Here is an 18,669-nt window from a genome sequence, read left to right as displayed (position 1 = left end):
CTGTGCGGAAACGGCTCGGTGGGCGAGCCGTCGGCTGTTTCGGGCTCAGGGTCTACTGCTCCGAGAAGTAAAACGGCAGCCGGTCCGACGACCGACAGCGTCAGTCGCCTGCGGTGGCTTCGTCGTCAGTGTCGTCGACGATGGTGACCTCCTCGCCGGCCGCGACGGGGATGCGGTCGACCTCTTCGCCGGCCTCGTCGGTGATGACGACGTAGTAGGCGATGTCTTCCTCCTCGTCGGCCGGCTCAGTACCGACTTCGCCGACTTCCTCGGCCTCGTCGATGTCCTCGACATCTTCGCCCTCAATGAAGTCGATGACAGCTTCAGTGTCGTGGAGTTCGACGGCCGCGCCGCTGTGTGCGGAGACGAAGACGTTTCGGGTCACGTCGCTGTTGTCGGTCGGAACGACCTTGCTGTGCCACCACAGCTCCTCGTCGACGACGACGGGGACAGGCTCGACGGCGCGGAACTCGCCGTCGGAGCCAGCGGTGTCCCAGTCGGTCCGGGTGTCCTCAGCGCGAACAATGTCTGTCGCCCGTTCCGGACCGAGCAGGGTGTCACCGCCGGTCTCGTAGTAGACTGTCTCACCGGTCTCGGCGTTGAAGAACCACACCTCATCGAGGCCGCGGGTGTCCTGCCCGTACGGTTCCATCGCCATCACGTAGGCCATCTCCTCGCCTTCGAGGTCGATGGTAAAGGGCTGCTCGTTGCCCGCGCCGGACGGTAGTCCGGCCGGCTCGATGACTCCCTCGAAGGTGCCGACAATCGGCAACTGGTTGACAATGCCGTTGCGGAACCGGAGCGATTCGGCCTCGCGTTGGGCGTTGTAAATCGGGTAGAGCCGCTGGCCGTCCAGCACCTCGGAGTCGGCCGCCTCGTCGGCATCGAAGTGCTCGATGGTACCATCCTGATGGACCAAGGCGACGCCTTCCCAGACGGGAACCGTATGCGGCACCGGCGTCAGCCGCCATTCGTGGCCCGTCTTCGGGAAGGCCATGTAGGCCTCGCCGTCGTGGACGAACTCGACGGGGTCGTCGCGGTACTGAGCCCAGTAGTCGGATTTCTTCAGCCCCCAGTCTGCGCTCCGGTGGAACAGCATCGCTTGTCCACGAGCGAACTCGTGTTCGTCGAAGGCCTGCATCTCACGGTCCTCCATCGCCGTCATGTCCGAAAGCAGCACGCCCCGCTGGTGGCCGGAGAGACGGACCTGGAAGGGGCCGGGCTGTATGGGATAGGACCACGCCAGCCGGCCATCCTCCGTGCGGGCGATGTCGCTGGCACCGAGTTCGTGCTGCCGGTAGGAGACACTCCCTTTCGTCTGGACGTTAGCGACAGCCTCCGGGACGATTCGCGGGTTCTCCTCGTTGACGGTCGGGAAATCCGTGACCGCCTCCGCGTCGGCTGTCGCGTCTTGGGCGAGAGAGCGCTCTTCGGCCATGCCGGCGGGAATCGAGTAGGCGACCGAAAGCACCAGTGCGGCGACGACAATGGTGCCGAGAATCGACCACTTCGTCACCGCCGATTCGAGCGGGTCTTCGCCCATGCGCGGCCAAAAGACCAGCGCGATGCCGGCGACAACCGTCGTGCCGACGAGGATGAGCAGGGAGGGGCTGTAGGCGACGCGGTAGATGAGGCCGTGAAACAGCGGCCGCCAGACGTAGATTACGGCCGCGACCACGGCGAGCAACGCCAGCGGCACGAGCCGCGAGGCGTCGCTCAGCCGGCGGATGAGCTGTTCGGGGATTCCTTCATTCATGTGTCGACTTGCCTCCCATTTCGACCGGGGACATTTCGGTCTTCCGTTCGCTCAATCCCACTCGAAGCGACCACGGCCGGAGGACCCGGCAGTAGTTTTATTAGCTGGTTGTATTACTAGATTGTTGATGACGACGCAACTACAGCACGCCCGCGGCGGCACCGTCACCGACGCGATGGAGCGGGTCGCAGAACGGGAAAACCGCGACGCCGAATTCGTGCGGCAACAGGTCGCCGACGGACAGGCGGTCATCCCCGCCAACCACGGCCACGACGCGCTCGACCCGATGATAATCGGCCGGGAGTTCGCCACGAAGGTCAACGCCAACATCGGCAACAGCGAGCCGGCAAGCGGCCCCGAAGCGGAGCTGCAGAAACTTCATACAGCAGTCCACTACGGCGCGGATACGGTGATGGACCTGTCGACCGGCGGCGACCTCGACACCATCCGCACCGAGAACATTGCTTACTCGCCGGTGCCGGTGGGTACCGTCCCGATCTACGAGGCGGTCACCCGCGTCGACGACGCGAGCGACCTGACCCCCGAGTTGCTGCTCGACGTTGTCGAAAAGCAGGCCGAGCAGGGAGTCGATTACATGACCCTGCACGCCGGCGTTCTCGCAGAACACCTTCCGCTGACCGACGGCCGGACGACCGGCATCGTCTCCCGCGGCGGGTCGATCCTCGCACGATGGATGGAGGAACACGGCGAGCAAAACCCCCTCTACGAGCGCTTCGACGACCTCTGTGAGATTCTGGCCGCCTACGACGTCACCGTTAGTCTCGGCGACGGGCTGCGACCCGGGTCGCTGGCCGATGCGTCCGATGCGGCGCAGTTCGCCGAACTGGACACGCTGGGAGAGCTTACCCGCCGAGCATGGGACCACGGCGTGCAGGTGATGGTCGAGGGACCGGGACACGTCCCGATGGACGAAATCGCCGACAACGTCGAGCGCCAGCAGGACGTCTGCGATGGTGCGCCCTTCTATGTGCTCGGGCCGCTGGTGACAGATGTCGCGCCCGGCTACGACCACATCACAAGCGCCATCGGCGCGACCGAGGCCGCACGCGCCGGCGCGGCGATGCTCTGTTATGTGACGCCGAAAGAACACCTCGGGCTGCCGGACGCCGAGGACGTCCGCGACGGGTTGGCCGCCTATCGAATCGCCGCCCACTCGGCCGATGTCGCCAACGGCCGGCCGGGCGCACGCGACTGGGACGATGCCGTCTCCGAGGCCCGGTATGCGTTCGACTGGCGGCGGCAGTTCGAACTCGCGCTCGACCCCGGTCGGGCGCGGAACTACCACGACCAGACCCTCCCGGAAGACAACTACAAGGAGGCCCGTTTCTGCTCGATGTGTGGCGTCGAGTTCTGTTCGATGCGTATCGACCAAGACGCCCGCGAGGCCGGTGACGGAATGGATGGCCTCGAATCGAGGACCGACCTCGATAGCTCCGCTGCCGCCGCGGTCAACCGGCCGCCGACAGGGGTCCATCGGGCGGAAAAGCTGGACGACATTCCCTGTCCCGTCGCTGAAGACGACGTGGCTGCCGACGACTAGCCGTCCGTCGGTGCCGACCCCGAATAGTCGTCGTCGAGGACCTCCGAGGATTCGATGTGCTCTCTGGACAGCTCGACATAGCGGTCGCCCGCGTAGGCCCACGGTGACTCCTCGACATCCTTGAGTTTCTCCGCCGGCGTCCCGGCGTACAGCGTCTCCGGCTCGATGTCGGTCCCCTCTGTAACGAGGCTGTTAGCGCCGACCATGGCCCGTTCGCCGACCACGGAGCCGTCCAGAACGGTTGCACTCATGCCGACGAGTGCCCGGCGCTCGACGGCCGCGCTGTGGACGATAGCGGTGTGACCGACAGTCGCGTACGGGCCGATTTCGGTCCCCTCGTGGAGCACGGCGTTGTCCTGCACGTTGGCTCCCTCCCGGAGGATGATTTCCCCGTGGTCGCCACGGAGCGTGACGTTCGGCCAGACGCTCGCGTCCTTTTCGATTGTTACGTCACCGATGACGACCGCCGCAGGGTCGACGTAGGCGTCCTCGTGAACCGTCGGTTCCATACCGTCGAAGCTCCGAAGCATAGCGGTCACTCGGTGCGGGGGCTGTTAACGCCCCCGGTTCGGTGTGTCCCCGTCGGAAAGGATAGCCGACCGACGGTGGATGTCCGTCAACTTCGGGCCGCGCGCTGCGGCGGCAAATGTTTATATCCACTATATAGGGAGAAATTATAGCAGGTTTCCGGCGTCGTCGGTCATCGACTGCCCCACCGCTTGCGGGACCGTAGCAACGGTTTCGCGCTTTTCAGTGTCTGTAGCCCCACGGAAGGCCGTATGAGACCTATCCGAGATGGGGTCGAGTGATGGGGTAAATTTAAATACCACGAGTGCCCTTGACTCACTTGCAATGACACAGCACGAGGATACGTCGCCTTCGGCGGCGGATCGAGTTCTTCCAGGGCACTCTAGATAGTACCTCAGAGATAAGTGAGGCCCGGATTTTCGATACGACCCTGCGCGACGGCGAACAGTCCCCGCGAACCTCGTTCAGCTACGAGGACAAACGCGAGATAGCGGCTATCCTCGACGACATGGGCACCCATGTCATCGAGGCCGGCTTCCCGGTGAACTCCGAGGCGGAGTTCGAGGCCGTACAGGACATCGCCGACGCGACATCCTCTACGGTGTGCGGGCTTGCCCGCGTCGTAGAGAAGGACATCGACGCCGCGTTGGACTCCGGCGTCGAGATGGTACACGTGTTCGCGTCTACCAGCGACGTTCAGCTGCAGGATTCGATGCACGCTACTCGTCAAGAGGCGCTCGAACGCTCCGTAGAGGCCGTCGAGCGCGTCAAAGACGCCGGCGTAACCTGCATGTACTCGCCGATGGACGCGACGCGGACGGATGAATCGTTCCTGATCGACGTCATCGAGGCCGTCTCCGATGCCGGGACGGACTGGATAAACATTCCCGACACCTGTGGGGTCGCGACGCCCCGGCGGTTCTACGATATGGTCGAGACCGTCGTTTCGCATACGGACGCCAACGTCGACGTCCACACCCACGACGACTTCGGGCTGGCAGCGGCCAACGCCCTGTCCGGCTACGAAGCGGGCGCCGCACAGGCGCAGGTGTCGGTCAACGGTATCGGCGAACGCGCCGGCAACGCGGCCTACGAAGAGGTCGTCATGGCGCTGGAGTCGCTGTACGATGTCGACACGGGCATCAAGACCGAACGCATCACAGAACTGGCCCGCGTCGTCGAGGAGAAAAGCGACATCCCGGTGCCGGCGAACAAGCCCGTGGTGGGGAACAACGCCTTCTCCCACGAATCGGGCATCCACGCCGCCGGCGTCATCGAGAACGCCGACACCTTCGAACCCGGCGTCATGACGCCCGAGATGGTCGGTGCGACCCGCGAGCTGGTGTTGGGCAAACACACCGGCACCCACTCGGTTCGCGAGCGGCTGGAAGACGCCGGTTTCAAGCCGAGTGACGCGGAGGTCCGCGAGGTGACCCGCATGGTCAAAGACCACGGCGCACAGAAAGAGCAGGTCACCTTCGAGCGGCTCAAGGAGTTCGCCCGCGAGGTGGGCATCGAGCGCGAGGAGGTTCGCATCTAGGGATGCCCGCTGCGGACGCCTGCCCCCCGGAACAGCGGCCGGTACACGGCATGCGGCCAGCCGCGACACCGGGCGAAACAACGCGGAATATTTATGATAGTCGACGACGCATAGCCGACTGTCATGGCCGACGCGATAGCTGGCGTTCGGACGCTCGCGGTCACGGCCAGCATCGCGGCCGGTATTGTAGGGGCAGTATAGCCCCTCATCACCTACTTTTCCAATCGCGGTTCGCACCGATTTCAGAACGCTTCACAGACAGGACAATGTACACACGAGACACCAACCGACGGTATCGCACGGGTGGTTCCCGATGAGCGGCGAACAGACACACAAACCACAGGCAGAGACGGAGACAGCCGCCGGCGCTGACGACATCGAGACCGGCGCCGACGCGGTCGTGCGGGCGCTGGAAAACGCCGGCGTCGAACACCTCTTCGGCGTGCAGGGCGGAGCCATCATGCCCGTCTACGACGCCCTCTATCACTCGGAGATGCGCCACATCACGATGGCACACGAGCAGGGGGCGGCCCACGCTGCCGACGCCTACGGCATCGTCAGCGGCGAGCCGGGCGTCTGCATGGCGACCTCGGGGCCGGGCGCGACCAACCTCGTGACCGGCATCGCCGACGCCAACATGGACTCCGACCCGATGTTGGCGCTGACCGGGCAGGTGCCGACCGACTTCGTCGGGAACGACGCCTTCCAGGAGACCGACACCATCGGCGTCACCGGCCCGATAACGAAAGCCAACGTCTTTGCCGACGATTCGGAGGCGGTCGGGACGGACGTCGGAACCGCCTTCGCGCTGGCAAATCGTGGCCGGCAGGGGCCGACGCTTGTCGACCTGCCGAAGGATGTCACGAAGGGCGACGCCACCGAAGACCCCGGCGCGCCGGAGCTTCCGGACACCTACGAGCCGCCGGAGACGGCCGACCCCGAAGCCGTTTCCGAGGCGGCCGATGTACTCGCTGCGGCCGACAAACCGCTCATCCTCGCCGGCGGCGGCGTTATCAAAGCCGAAGCCAGCGAGGAACTGCGGGAGTTCGCAATCGAACACGAGATTCCGGTCGTGACGACGATGCCGGGCATCGGCTGCTTCCCCGAGGACCACGAGCTCTCGCTGGAGATGGCGGGGATGCACGGGACCGGCTACGCCAACATGGCCATCACGATGACCGACTGCATGCTGGCGGTCGGGACGCGATTCGACGACCGGCTGACCGGCGGGCTTGAGTCATTCGCCCCCGATGCCGAGGTCATCCACGTCGAAATCGACCCCGCGGAAGTCTCGAAGAACGTCGAGGCCGACTACCCGCTCATCGGTGACGCCAAGGCGGTGACAAAGCAGCTGGCGACCGCGATGAACCGGTCGCCAGCCGCCGACCAGTGGCGAAAGCAGTGCCAAGAATGGAAGACCGAGTACCCAATGGATTACGCCGCGCCCGGCGACGACCCGGTCAAGCCGCAGTACGTCGTCGAGCGCTACGACGAGTTTACCGACGACGATACCATCGTCACCACCGGCGTCGGCCAACACCAGATGTGGGCCTGCCAGTACTGGACCTACAAGGAGCCCCGCACGTGGGTTTCCTCCCACGGCCTCGGGACGATGGGCTACGGCGTGCCGGCGGCCATCGGCGCGAAACTGGCCGCTCCCGAGAAGGATGTCGTCTGCTTCGACGGCGACGGCTCCTTCCTGATGACGTGCCAGGAGCTTTCGGTCGCGGTGCGTGAGGACCTCGATGTCACGTTCGTCGTGCTGAACAACGCCGCTATCGGGATGGTCCGCCAGTGGCAAGACGCCTTCTTCGGTGAGCGCCACATGGCCTCGGAATACCCGTGGATTCCGGAGTTCGACACGCTCGCCGAGGCGTTCGGCGCTCGCGGGTTCCGCATCGACACCTACGAGGAAGCCGACGACGTGATTCAGGAGTCGCTGGACCACGACGGCCCGTCGGTTGTCGACGTCCACATCGACCCCGAAGAGAACGTCTACCCGATGGTGCCGAGCGGCGGGGACAACGGACTGTTCGCCCTCTCGGAGGACCAGCTATGAGCCGCCGACAGGACGAACGCCGCAACGGGCTGGAGGGGCCGGAGCCCAGCGAGCGGCAGCGACCAGTCGGCCGGCGCAACGAGCAGGGCATCCGCATCGACCCCGAGGTTGCAGCCGAACACGAACCGCGGCGAACCATCATCTCGGCGTACGTGAAAAACGAACCGGGCGTCCTCGCGCGGGTGTCCGGGCTCTTCCACCGCCGGCAGTTCAACATCGAGTCGCTGACCGTCGGCCCGACGCAAAACGAGGGGTATTCTCGAATTACCCTCGTTGTCGAGGAGCCGGACCCCGGCATCGACCAGATAAAAAAGCAGCTCCAGAAGGTGCTGCCGGTCGTTCACGTTCGGGAACTGGACAACGACCCGGTCGCACGCGAACTCGTCATCCTGAAAGTCGACGGCGACGAGCCGGACAAGGTACAGGCTATCACGGAGATGTACGACGGCGAGACGTTGGACGCCGGGCCACAGACCATCACGGTCCAGATAACCGGCGACGAAGGCAAAATCGACGACGCCATCGACGCCTACGAGCAGTTCGATATCCGAGAAATCGCCAGAACCGGCCAGGCCGCGCTGGCACGCGGCGCTGAAGAGACCGCACGTGTTGACGAGAAACATACATGACTGACGCAACTATCTACTACGACGACGACGCAGAAAGCACCGTACTCGACGACAAGACCGTAGCTGTTCTCGGTTACGGCAGCCAAGGCCACGCCCACGCCCAGAACCTCGACGACTCGGGCGTTGACGTGGTCGTTGGACTTCGCGAGGATTCGTCCTCGCGGTCGGCCGCCGAAGCGGACGGCCTCGACGTCGCGACGCCGCGAGGAGCCGCCGAGCAGGCCGACCTCGTGAGCGTGCTGGTTCCGGATACGGTCCAGCCAGCCGTCTACGAGCAAATCGAGGACGTTCTCCAGCCGGGCGACACGCTGCAGTTCGCCCACGGGTTCAACATCCACTACGGACAAATCGAACCCAGCGAGGACGTCAACGTCACGATGGTCGCACCGAAGTCGCCGGGGCATCTGGTGCGCCGCAACTACGAAAACGACGAGGGAACCCCCGGTCTGCTGGCGGTCTATCAGGACCCGAGCGGCGAGGCCCACGACCTCGGACTCGCCTACGCGAAGGCCATCGGCTGTACGCGGGCCGGCGTCGTCGAGACGACGTTCCGCGAGGAGACCGAAACCGACCTGTTCGGCGAGCAGGCTGTCCTCTGTGGCGGCGTCACCTCGCTTGTCAAAACGGGCTATGAGACGCTCGTCGATGCGGGCTACTCCCCGGAGATGGCCTACTTCGAATGTCTCAACGAACTGAAGCTGATTGTCGACCTCATGTACGAGGGCGGCAACAGCGAGATGTGGGATTCAGTCTCCGACACCGCCGAATACGGCGGCCTGACGCGTGGCGACCGAATCGTCGACGACCACGCTCGCGAAAAGATGGAGGAGGTCCTCGAAGAGGTCCAGAACGGTACCTTCGCCCGCGAGTGGATTTCGGAGAACCAGGCCGGCCGCCCGAGCTACAAGCAGCTCCGGGCCGCCGAAAAGAACCACGACATCGAAGCGGTCGGCGAGGACCTGCGCGCGCTGTTCGCGTGGGGCGACGACTAAACAGACCAATGACAGAAAACACTGAACCAACGACAGACGACGCCGAAACGCTGGGCGAGATGAGCCACACCAACCCCTATACGGGGCGGGTGTTCGGCGACACACAGACGTATAGCCGCGGAAAGACCGTCGCCGCCGACGGTGGCACAGCCGACGCCGCCGACGCGGAGACGCTGGCGGACGTACGCCACACGCCGCCGGAAGGAAGCGAGGGCGCACAGCGCGCCTACGACCGTGGCACGAACCGATGAGCGAGGGCACGCTATACGACAAGGTCTGGGAGAACCACAAGGTGACCACCCTGCCGAACGGACAGGACCAACTGTTTGTCGGCCTCCACCTCATCCACGAGGTCACAAGCCCGCAGGCGTTCGGGATGCTCCGGGAGCGCGACATCGAGGTCGCCCGTCCGGACCTGACGCATGCGACTGTCGACCACATCGTGCCGACGGCCGACCAGTCGCGGCCGCTCGACAACGAGGCCGCCGAAGAGATGATGGCGGAACTGGAGGAAAACGTCCGCGAGGCCGGGATTACGCTTGACGACCCCACCACCGGCAACCAGGGTATCGTCCACGTCATCGGCCCGGAGCAGGGGCTTACCCAGCCCGGCAAGACCATCGTCTGTGGCGACAGCCACACCTCGACACACGGGGCCTTCGGCGCGCTGGCGTTCGGCATCGGCACCTCCCAGATTCGGGACGTGCTGGCGACACAGACGATTGCCATGGAGAAAAAGGACGTCCGGAAAATCGAGGTCACCGGCGAACTCGGCGAGGGCGTCACCGCCAAGGACATCATCCTCACCATCATCCGCCGGCTCGGCACCGACGGCGGGGTCGGTTACGTCTACGAGTACGCCGGCGAAGCCATCGAAAACCTCGGCATGGAAGGACGCATGTCCATCTGTAACATGTCCATCGAGGGCGGCGCTCGTGCGGGCTATGTCAACCCCGACGAGACCACCTACGAGTGGCTCCGCGAGACCGACGCCTTCGCGGACGACCCCGAGCGGTTCGAGGAGCTAAAGCCCTACTGGGAGTCGGTTCGGTCCGACCCCGACGCCGAATACGACGACGTCGTCACCATCGACGGCTCGGAAATCGAACCGGTCGTCACGTGGGGCACCACGCCCGGACAGGGCATCGGTATCACCGAGGAAATCCCGGCCCCCGAAGACCTGCCGGCAGACAAGCAGGATACCGCCCGGCGGGCACAGGACCACATGGGCGTCGAGCCCGGCGAGACGATGGCGGGCTACAACATCGATGTCGCCTTCCTCGGCTCCTGTACGAACGCCCGGCTGCCCGACCTGCGCTCGGCGGCGGAGATTATCAAGGGCCGCGAGGTCCACGACTCCGTCCGCGCGATGGTCGTTCCCGGCAGCCAGCGCGTCAAGGCCGCTGCCGAGGACGAAGGCCTCGATTCGGTGTTCAAGGAGGCCGGCTTCGACTGGCGTGAGGCCGGCTGTTCGATGTGTCTCGGGATGAACGACGACCAGCTGGTCGGCGATGAGGCCTGTGCGTCCTCTTCGAACCGGAACTTCGTCGGTCGGCAAGGCTCGAAGGACGGCCGTACCGTCCTGATGAGCCCCGAGATGGTCGCCGCCGCGGCCGTGACCGGCGAGGTAACGGACGTGCGTGAACTCCCGAAAGCGGAGGTGGAGGCATAATGGCCGACGAAACCGAGATTCCGAGCGTCAAGCACGTCGATGGCAGCGGCATTCCCGTCCGGGGCAACGACATCGACACCGACCAGATAATCCCCGCGCGGTTTATGAAGGTCGTCACCTTCGACGGCCTCGGTGAGTTCGCCTTCTTCGACCAGCGGTTCGACGAGGAAGACAACGAGAAAGACCACCCGTTCAACGAAGACCAGTATCAGGACGCCAACGTCATGGTGGTCAACGCGAACTTCGGCTGTGGCTCCTCCCGCGAGCACGCCCCGCAGGCGCTTGTCCGCTGGGGTATCGACGCCATCATCGGCGAGTCATTCGCCGAAATCTTCGCCGGAAACTGCCTCGCACTCGGTGTGCCGACGGTGACGGCCGACACCGAAACCATCGAAGCGCTACAGAACTGGGTCGAGGACAACCCCGACGGCGACATCGAGGTCGACGTCGAAGCCGAGACGGTCACCTACGGCGACACGACCGTCGATGTCACTGTCGACGACGCCCAACGGAAGGCGCTCGTCGAAGGCATCTGGGACACGACAGCGCTGATGAAATCCAACACCGAGGCCATCGAGGCGACCGCCGAATCGCTGCCGTACGTCGAGGACCCCGAACCGCGGAAGGGCCACGCCGATGACTGAAACCGTCCTCGTCGTCCCGGGTGACGGCATCGGAAAGGAGGTCGTTCCCGCAGCCGTTTCCGTCCTCGATGCCGTCGCTGACTTCGAGTTCGTCGAGGCTGAAGCCGGCGACCACGTGAAGGCCGAGACCGGCGAGGCGCTGCCGGACGAGACCTACGAGCGGGCTGCCGAGGCTGACGCGACGCTTTTCGGCGCGGCTGGCGAGACGGCCGCCGATGTCATCCTGCCGCTCCGGCAGGCCGTCGGCTCCTTCGCAAACGTTCGGCCGGCACGGTCCTACCCGGGCGTCGAAGCGCTCCGCCCGGAGACGGACCTCGTGTTCATCCGCGAGAACACCGAGGGCGTCTACAAGGGCATCGAGTCAGAAATCGACGACGGCGTGACGACGCTGACTCGCGTCATCACCGACGACGCTTCCCAGAAGATAGCCGAATACGGCTTCGAGTACGCCGACGAAAACGGCTACGACGACGTGACCGTCGCTCACAAGGCCAACGTGATGCGGACGACCGACGGCCAGTTCCTCGACAGCGTCGCGGCGGTCGCCGAAGCGGGCGGCCACGACTACGAGGAAGCGCTGATGGACGCGCTGGCGATGCACCTGCTGCTTCGACCGGAAGAGTACGGTGTCGTCATCTGCCCGAACCTCGCCGGTGACATGCTGTCCGACCTGGCCGCCGGCCTCGTCGGCGGTCTCGGCCTGCTTCCGAGTGCGAACGTCGGGGAGGACAACGCCCTTTTCGAGCCGGTCCACGGCTCCGCACCCGACATCGCCGGCGAGGGCGTTGCCAACCCCGCAGCGACGATTCTGTCGGGGGCGATGCTGCTTGAGCATCTCGGCTACGGCGAGGAAGCGGCGACCGTTCGCTCCGCCGTCGAGTCGGTACTCGAATCCGGTCCCCGGACGCCGGACCTCGGTGGCGACGCCTCGACGGAGGACGTAACCGCCGCTATCGTCGACGAACTGTAAACGACTGTCCTATTCGTTTTCCGCTGCTGCGGCTCTGACGTCGTCCCACCGGCCTTCGGCTTCGAGGTGTGCCTGTAGCTCGTCGGCGTAGGCGGCGACAAGCCGCTCGGCGGCCTGGACCTTCTCTTGGTCGGTGTCGCCGTCGTCGCCGAGCCCGAGCGCGCCGAGAATCGAGTCGACGACGCCGCCGTCGCTGCCCGAGCCGCCGCCCTGTTGGCTCATCGGGTCCATCTGGGACACCTCCTCTATCTGCGGCATCATCCCTTCGAGTTCGGAGGTGTCGGCAACGATGGTGGCCGCCGTCTCGTCTTCGGGGTTCCGTATCTCGAACGTCGTCGCGGTCATTATCAGTCCCCACTCCTGTCTGGTAAACTGTGAGTCGTCGACCCGAGAGGCGAACTCGCTGTCGACGGCCATCCGGTCGCCGACGACCATATCCTGCCAATCAGTCATGGCCGGCGCTACGGCCCCGTCGGTCTTATAACCGACGCGCTAGCCGGCGCGGAACGCGTAGACAGTACCGGCGTCGGTGCCGACGTAGAGCCACCGGTCTGTGAGTGCCGGACCGCCCTGTATCCCGCCGTCGACGTCGTGTTCCCAGCTCCGGTCGCCACCGTCGGTACGCAGTGCCCGAACCGCTCCGTCTCTTCCGCCGAAGAAAACGTGGTCGTCAGTCACAGCGGGGTTGCCAACGGCGGCCCCCGGCGTCGGCGACCGCCACAGCCCCTCGGGGCTGTCGTCGCCGATGCCGAGCGCGTAGAGATTGTGGTCGGCTGCGCCGACAAAGAGTCGGTCCCCGAGGACCGCCGGACTGCTGGCGACGGCGGCTTCGAGACCAAACGACCACCGACCCTCGCCGGAGCCGGTGTCGATGGCGTACACACTGCTGTCGCGAGAGCCCACGTAGAGTCGGTCGCCAACGAGGGTCGGTGCGACGCTGATTTCGCCACCGGTGGTGAACTGCCAGTCCGCCTCGCCGGAGTCAGGGTCGATGGCGTAGACGTTGTGGTCGGTCGAGGCGACGTAGACGGTTTCGTCGCCGACCGCAGGGCTTGCGAGCACCGACCCGTCAGCGTCGAACCGCCAGTGGAGTTCACCGTTGGTCCGGTCGATGGCGTAAGCGGCGTTGGACACTGACCCGGCGTAGACGTATCGGTCGTCAATGGCCGGGCTGCTGTCGACGCGGACGGCGGTGTCGAACCGCCACAGCTCCGTGCCGTCGTCGGCGTCAATGCCGTAGATGTGGCCGTCACTGGAGCCGACAGCGACCAGCCCGTCGTCGACCACCGGTGTCGTTGAGACGGGACCGTCCGCCGAAAACGACCAGCGCTCGGCACCGACGTGCGTATCGAGTGCGTAGACCTCGCCGTCCGCGGTGCCGGCATACAGCGTATTCTCGTCAAATACGGGACCACCGATAACGGCGCCGCCGACATCGAACTGCCACTCCGCGGCGACTTCGATGTAGGGCCCGGCGATACCGGCGACAGCACCCGTGTTCCCGTCGTCCCTCCCAAGCGACCGCCACGTGTTCGAGAGCGGCTCCCGCTCCTCGTCGGGGAGCGGCGTCCGAACGGGTTGGTCGTCACCGTTGTCGGTACAGCCGGCCAGCGCGATACCGGCCGCTGCAAGCACGCCGCGTCGGGTTACCCGCCGGTCCATGTCGAACTGGAAGGGCGATACGGGTAAGAACCCCACGACTGCGGTCCGAAGCGGCTCACGCCCGTTCGACAGAGGCCCGGAACAGCGTCCCGTCTCCGAGGTCGCCGTCGAGTGTTAGCTCGCGGCTTTCGCCGGCACGCAGATGTATCTCTTCCTGTATCGCCCCGTGAACCGTCCCGTCGGGCGACTCCGATTGAACGACCACCCGGAACTCACCGCTCACCCAGTGGTTGGCGACGAGGACGTTGCAGGTGTCCGGCTCCGTCCGACTGCGAACGCAGCTCATGTCCTGTACCTCGACCAGCGCCCCCGTATGACAGCCGGCCAGCGAACTGCTCGCCCCGACGGCGAGCGCCGCGAGTACCCCCCTGCGAGAAACCATATCGCAACTGGCGCGCTGTCGACCAAAAACTTTGCTACCGTGCCAGCGTTTTCGACGCGGCGACGATAGACAGCTATTTTTCCGTGGCCGAACCGGGTCCGGGTATGTTCGTCGTAGTCAACCTGAAAGCCTATCCGTGCGACCCGGTCGCCGTCGCCGAGGCCGCCGCCGATGTCGCAGACGAGACGGGCGTTCGCATCGCCGTCGCGCCACAGGCCGCCGACATCAGCCGCGTCGCCGAAACCGGTGTCGAGACGTGGGCCCAGCACGTCGACGCCGTTGACCACGGCTCCCATACCGGTTCGACGCTCGCCGAGGCCGCGGCTGAGGCTGGTGCCGAGGGAACGCTGCTCAATCACTCGGAAAAACGCCTCCGCCTTGCTGACATCGATGGCGGGCTCCGGGCCGCCGAGCGGGTCGGACTGGAGAGTATCGTCTGTGCGAACAATCCGCGACAGATCGCCGCCGCGGCCGCGCTGGAGCCGGACGCCGTCGCTGTCGAGCCGCCGGCGCTCATCGGCACCGGAACCCCGGTTTCGCAGGCCGACCCCGAAGTCGTCACCGACTCCGTCGAGGCCGCCGACGCGGTCGGCGACGTGGACGTTCTCTGTGGGGCCGGCATCTCGACCGGCGACGACCTCGAAGCTGCCGCAGAACTCGGGGCCGAAGGAGTGCTGTTGGCCTCCGGCGTCGCGAAGGCGGATGCCCCGAAGGCAGCGTTGCGGGACCTCGTCGAACCCATCGCAGAATAGCCGGCGGTTATCGCTGTTGTGTCGGCCACGCTGTCGCCGACGCGTCCGGTTTGTCGACTGTCTCAGCGGCGTCGCCGCTGTCGTCGGCGACGGAGACGCCGTCGACAAACGCCGCCTCGACGTTCTGTACCTGTTTTGCAACGGCCGTCGCAGACGGTCCCGTCGTCGAAAGCCGGTCTGACGACTCCGATTCGACGAGGGCTGTCAACGCATAATCGTAGTAGCCACAGCCGACATGGGCGACCAGCCCGCGCTGGCGGAGGGTTCGGTTTGCGGCGTAGGCCGGACCGCGGTCGCCGGAGCCGCCGGCGGTCCGGTGGGCCTCGGTCGGTTCCAGCGGCCCGGCGTCGCGGTATCGGCGAAGCATCTCCCGAGTACGGTCGTCGAGGTCGTCGATTTCGCGGCGGAGCCGGGCAACGAGCGGGTCGTCCGAAGGAGGTACCGAGGCGCGCATGTCGGACGACTGGGTTTTTGAGCCGCCGTCGCTGTTCGGCTCCGGGTCATTGTTCAGTGGCTCCGTGTCGTCGTTCAGCGGTTCCGCATCGTCGTTCAGCGGTTCCGTGCCGTTTTGGTGGGGCTCCGCTTCAGAATCGGCACCGTTGTCGCTCCCTTGCGACGCGTCGGCTGCTTCATCCCACGCACCGGCTGCTTCGGCGGCTCCGATAATCGTTCCGCCGGAGCTATCGCCTGTCTGCCCGTCCTGGGGGTCGGTATCGGCATCCGCATTCGCTTCGGAATCTTCGCTCACATTGGGGTCGGAGCCGTCCCACTCCGCGGCGGCGTCCGGGACCGGGCTTTCCGTCGGCTCCCGGTCGCCGTTCCGGACGGCGTCGAGGTCCGCCTCCAACTGCGGGTCACGGCGGACTGCCGCCTCGCCGAGTTGGCTCTGACGGCCGGGAGCGGCCGACAGCGGCCGGCCCGTTACCTGTTCCATCATCGCCCGCGAAAAGCGGTCGGCCATCTGTTTCAGGTCGCGGGCGTCGGCTAGCTGGCGTTCGAGGTCCTGAATCCGGTCTTCCTTCTGTTTGAGCTCCCGCTCGAGCTCTTCGATGCGGTTGGCCCGCCGGTTTTGCTCGTCGGTAATCTCTTCGAGTTCCTCGACGAGCGAGCCGCTGACGCTTTTCAGTTCCGGTCGCTCGAAGTCATCGAGACCGGGGGTCGCGCCGGCATCGAAGGTCCGCTTGCGCTCGAACTGGACGCGGCGGATATCCTCATCCCAGTCGGTCATCAGGAAGCATTCGCCGTCGCCCATGTCCTCGATTTCGTCGGCGTAGTCGGACCCGAGGATGCGACCGACGACCTTCGTGTCGTTGTTCCAGGTGAGCCGGTGCCAGACGAGCCAGTCACACTGGGTGATGAAGTCCTTTTTTACGTCCGCGGGCCGCTGGCTGATGCCGACGACCCCGAGGCCGTGCTTTCGACCCCGCTTGCTCACCTTGATGAGCATCCGGCCGCACTCGTCGACGCCGCCGCCCTCCGGGATGTACTCGTGGACCTCCTCGACGAGCATCAAGAACGGCTGCTTGAGCTTCTTTTCCTTGGCGAAGAGGTGTTTCGTCACCTCGGTAAGCAGCTCGCGGGCCTCGGACTCATCGAGGAACGACGAGACATCGAGGATAATGGGGACGTTCTGTTCGAGGGCCAACTCGGCTATTTTCTCGGCGTGCTCGACCCCAACGCGGAGGTCACACTCGTCGTCGGCCCCGACGTGGAGAATCTCGTATTCCTCTTTGAGCCCGTAGTACTCGCCGTCGATATCGACGATGAGGATGCCGTAGCCGCTGTCCAACAGCTTCTCGCAGATGACGCTCGCCGAGTTCGACTTGCCGCTGCCGCTCTTGCCAGTGACGAACGCCCGGCCGGTCAGCACGTCGACAACTGGTAGTTCGACGCCGTCGCCCGCTCTGTCGCCGGCGCTGACCTCGCCGACCGTAATCGTTTCCTCGCCCATCGTTGGGTGACAGACGCTGCCACCACATAGTTCTCCGTCAGACGGTCGTCTGACGGGCGAGCGGGGCCGGGGTCACCCTTTGATGTTGCAGACCGGTGCGACGCGGACGACCTTATCGCCGATGCCGAGCGCGTCGGAAACGCTGACCACCTCGTCGACGTCCTTGTAGACGCCAGGGGCCTCCTCGGCGATTGTCGCGCCGCTTTCGGCCTTGACGTAGACCTCCTGGCCGCGGAGGTCGTCCTGTACGTCGCCACCCCAGAATTCGTCTTTGGCCTGCGTGCGGCTCATCAGCCGGCCGGCCCCGTGGGCGGTCGAGCCGAACGAAATGTCGAGGGACTGCTCGCCGCCGCAGAGCACGTACGACCCCGCACCCATGCTGCCGGGGATGATGACCGGCTGGCCGACGTCTCGATACGCCGACGGCACTTCCGGACGGCCGGCCGGGAACGCCCGCGTGGCCCCCTTCCGGTGGACGTACAGCTCCTTGTCCTCGCCGTCGACGTCGTGGACCTCCTTTTTGGCGATGTTGTGGGCCACATCGTAGAGCAGCTCCATCCCGAGGTCCTCCCACGGCTCGCCGAAGACATCGGCAAAGACCGTCCGAGTCTGGTGGGTGATGAGCTGGCGGTTGACCCACGCGAAGTTGATGGCTGCACACATCGCGCCGTAGTAGTCCTCAGCAAGCTGTGAGCCGGCCGGGGCGGCCGCCAGCTCCTTGTCAGGCAGCTTCGAGAGCAGCCCGCTGTGGGCCTGTTCGATGTCGCGCAAGTAGTCGTTGCAGACCTGGTGGCCGAGGCCACGGGAGCCACAGTGGATGAGGATGACAATCTGGTCGGCTTCGAGGCCGTAGGCATCGGCGATGTCGGCGTCGAAGACATCGGTGACGCGCTGGACCTCGAGGAAGTGGTTACCGGAGCCCAACGAGCCGAGTTGGTTTCGGCCGCGGTCCTTGGCCTTCTGTGAGACGGCCGACGGGTCGGCATCCGGGCGAACGCCTTCGTCCTCACAGTGTTCGAGGTCCGATTTGACGGCGTAGCCCTCCTCGCGAGCCCAGTCGACACCCCGTTCGAGGACGGCGTCGACGGTGTCCCGGTCGCCTTGGACAATACCGCCGCCGCCGAGCCCTGTCGGGACCGCATCGAAAAGCGCCTCGACGAGTTCTTCCTCCATGCCGCTGACGTCGTCGTAGGTGAGGTTCGTCTTCACCATCCGGACGCCGCAGTTGATGTCGTAGCCGACCGCGCCCGGGGAGATACAGCCGTTTTCGGCGTCGATTGCCGCGACACCGCCGACCGGGAAGCCATAGCCCTGATGGCCGTCAGGCATACAAATCGCGTATTTTTCGATGCCGGGGAGGTGGGTCGTGTTCTTCAACTGCTGGAGCGACTTGTCGTCGGCAATCTCCTCCAGCAGCCGCTCGCTGGCAAAAACGCGAGCAGGAACCCGCATTCCGTCCTCCGGGGGAATCTCCCAGACGTGTTCGCGGACCTTGTGCAGCGTGATGTTGCCCGCTTCGAACGTGGTCATGCCAACGGATTCGGCGCGACGCGTTCAATAAGTTACGACCG

General features: G+C 65.4%; 17 protein-coding genes. 10 read left to right on the top strand and 7 right to left on the bottom strand.

Going from position 1 to position 18,669, the window contains the following annotated elements; all coding sequences use genetic code 11:
* Positions 1-100 precede the first annotated feature (100 nt).
* Positions 101-1,756 (bottom strand): hypothetical protein, encoded by a 1,656-nt coding sequence (locus tag NP_RS05460; RefSeq protein ID WP_011322824.1) that lies wholly within the window; start codon positions 1,754-1,756, stop codon positions 101-103.
* 127 nt (positions 1,757-1,883) lie between these two features.
* Here NP_RS05460 and thiC point away from each other — a divergent pair, with 127 nt between their 5' ends.
* On the top strand, positions 1,884-3,317 hold the full coding sequence (gene thiC, locus NP_RS05455; RefSeq protein WP_011322823.1) for a phosphomethylpyrimidine synthase ThiC: 1,434 nt from the start codon (positions 1,884-1,886) through the stop codon (positions 3,315-3,317).
* On the opposite strand, the gene NP_RS05450 is transcribed toward thiC, so the two are convergent.
* On the bottom strand, positions 3,314-3,847 hold the full coding sequence (locus NP_RS05450) for a gamma carbonic anhydrase family protein (protein WP_011322822.1): 534 nt from the start codon (positions 3,845-3,847) through the stop codon (positions 3,314-3,316). The two genes, thiC and NP_RS05450, sit on opposite strands and share 4 nt — an antisense overlap.
* 338 nt (positions 3,848-4,185) lie before the next feature.
* Here NP_RS05450 and NP_RS05445 point away from each other — a divergent pair, with 338 nt between their 5' ends.
* From NP_RS05445 to NP_RS05410, 8 genes are all read left to right on the top strand, one after another.
* Positions 4,186-5,385, top strand: coding sequence for a LeuA family protein (locus NP_RS05445; RefSeq protein ID WP_083761666.1), 1,200 nt, complete (start codon positions 4,186-4,188; stop codon positions 5,383-5,385).
* A gap of 313 nt (positions 5,386-5,698) precedes the next feature.
* Positions 5,699-7,444 carry a biosynthetic-type acetolactate synthase large subunit gene (ilvB, locus tag NP_RS05440; RefSeq protein WP_011322820.1) on the top strand — a complete coding sequence of 582 codons (1,746 nt, stop codon included), beginning with the start codon at positions 5,699-5,701 and terminating at the stop codon, positions 7,442-7,444.
* Complete coding sequence (ilvN, locus tag NP_RS05435; RefSeq protein ID WP_011322819.1) at positions 7,441-8,073, top strand: acetolactate synthase small subunit; 633 nt, start codon at positions 7,441-7,443, stop codon at positions 8,071-8,073. Before ilvB ends, ilvN begins: the two co-directional genes overlap by 4 nt.
* The gene (gene ilvC, locus NP_RS05430) at positions 8,070-9,065 is read left to right on the top strand and encodes a ketol-acid reductoisomerase (RefSeq protein WP_011322818.1); all 996 of its coding nucleotides are present in this window, start codon (positions 8,070-8,072) and stop codon (positions 9,063-9,065) included. The genes ilvN and ilvC overlap by 4 nt, the downstream gene beginning before the upstream one ends.
* 8 nt (positions 9,066-9,073) lie before the next feature.
* On the top strand, positions 9,074-9,316 hold the full coding sequence (locus NP_RS05425) for a hypothetical protein (protein ID WP_011322817.1): 243 nt from the start codon (positions 9,074-9,076) through the stop codon (positions 9,314-9,316).
* The gene (gene leuC / locus NP_RS05420) at positions 9,313-10,737 is read left to right on the top strand and encodes a 3-isopropylmalate dehydratase large subunit (protein ID WP_011322816.1); all 1,425 of its coding nucleotides are present in this window, start codon (positions 9,313-9,315) and stop codon (positions 10,735-10,737) included. Before NP_RS05425 ends, leuC begins: the two co-directional genes overlap by 4 nt.
* Positions 10,737-11,381: a 3-isopropylmalate dehydratase small subunit gene (gene leuD, locus NP_RS05415; RefSeq protein ID WP_011322815.1), complete on the top strand. Its 645-nt coding sequence runs from the start codon at positions 10,737-10,739 to the stop codon at positions 11,379-11,381. Before leuC ends, leuD begins: the two co-directional genes overlap by 1 nt.
* The gene (locus tag NP_RS05410; RefSeq protein ID WP_011322814.1) at positions 11,374-12,351 is read left to right on the top strand and encodes an isocitrate/isopropylmalate family dehydrogenase; all 978 of its coding nucleotides are present in this window, start codon (positions 11,374-11,376) and stop codon (positions 12,349-12,351) included. Before leuD ends, NP_RS05410 begins: the two co-directional genes overlap by 8 nt.
* Before the next feature lie 9 nt (positions 12,352-12,360).
* Here NP_RS05410 and NP_RS05405 read toward each other — a convergent pair whose 3' ends face one another.
* The 3 genes from NP_RS05405 to NP_RS05395 are packed head-to-tail and all read right to left on the bottom strand — an operon-like array spanning position 12,361 to position 14,395.
* Positions 12,361-12,804 carry a DUF5799 family protein gene (locus NP_RS05405; protein ID WP_011322813.1) on the bottom strand — a complete coding sequence of 148 codons (444 nt, stop codon included), beginning with the start codon at positions 12,802-12,804 and terminating at the stop codon, positions 12,361-12,363.
* 39 nt (positions 12,805-12,843) lie between these two features.
* Positions 12,844-14,013, bottom strand: coding sequence for an outer membrane protein assembly factor BamB family protein (locus tag NP_RS05400; protein ID WP_011322812.1), 1,170 nt, complete (start codon positions 14,011-14,013; stop codon positions 12,844-12,846).
* Positions 14,014-14,068: 55 nt separating this feature from the next.
* Positions 14,069-14,395 carry a hypothetical protein gene (locus NP_RS05395; protein ID WP_011322811.1) on the bottom strand — a complete coding sequence of 109 codons (327 nt, stop codon included), beginning with the start codon at positions 14,393-14,395 and terminating at the stop codon, positions 14,069-14,071.
* Positions 14,396-14,499: 104 nt separating this feature from the next.
* Here NP_RS05395 and tpiA point away from each other — a divergent pair, with 104 nt between their 5' ends.
* Positions 14,500-15,147 (top strand): triose-phosphate isomerase, encoded by a 648-nt coding sequence (gene tpiA / locus NP_RS05390; protein ID WP_011322810.1) that lies wholly within the window; start codon positions 14,500-14,502, stop codon positions 15,145-15,147.
* Between the two features lie 7 nt (positions 15,148-15,154).
* Here tpiA and NP_RS05385 read toward each other — a convergent pair whose 3' ends face one another.
* Both NP_RS05385 and NP_RS05380 read right to left on the bottom strand, forming a co-directional pair.
* A complete protein-coding gene (locus NP_RS05385; RefSeq protein ID WP_011322809.1) occupies positions 15,155-17,098 on the bottom strand; it encodes a helicase HerA domain-containing protein in 1,944 nt (647 codons plus the stop codon).
* Positions 17,099-17,170: 72 nt separating this feature from the next.
* Positions 17,171-18,628, bottom strand: a complete 1,458-nt coding sequence (locus NP_RS05380; RefSeq protein ID WP_011322808.1) for an RtcB family protein — start codon at positions 18,626-18,628, stop codon at positions 17,171-17,173.
* Positions 18,629-18,669 lie beyond the last annotated feature (41 nt).

Source organism: Natronomonas pharaonis DSM 2160 (assembly GCF_000026045.1).
In the GTDB taxonomy this organism is placed as follows: domain Archaea; phylum Halobacteriota; class Halobacteria; order Halobacteriales; family Haloarculaceae; genus Natronomonas; species Natronomonas pharaonis.
The sequence above is the reverse complement of the archived record's forward strand: the minus strand, read 5'-3'. Positions and strand labels throughout refer to the sequence as shown.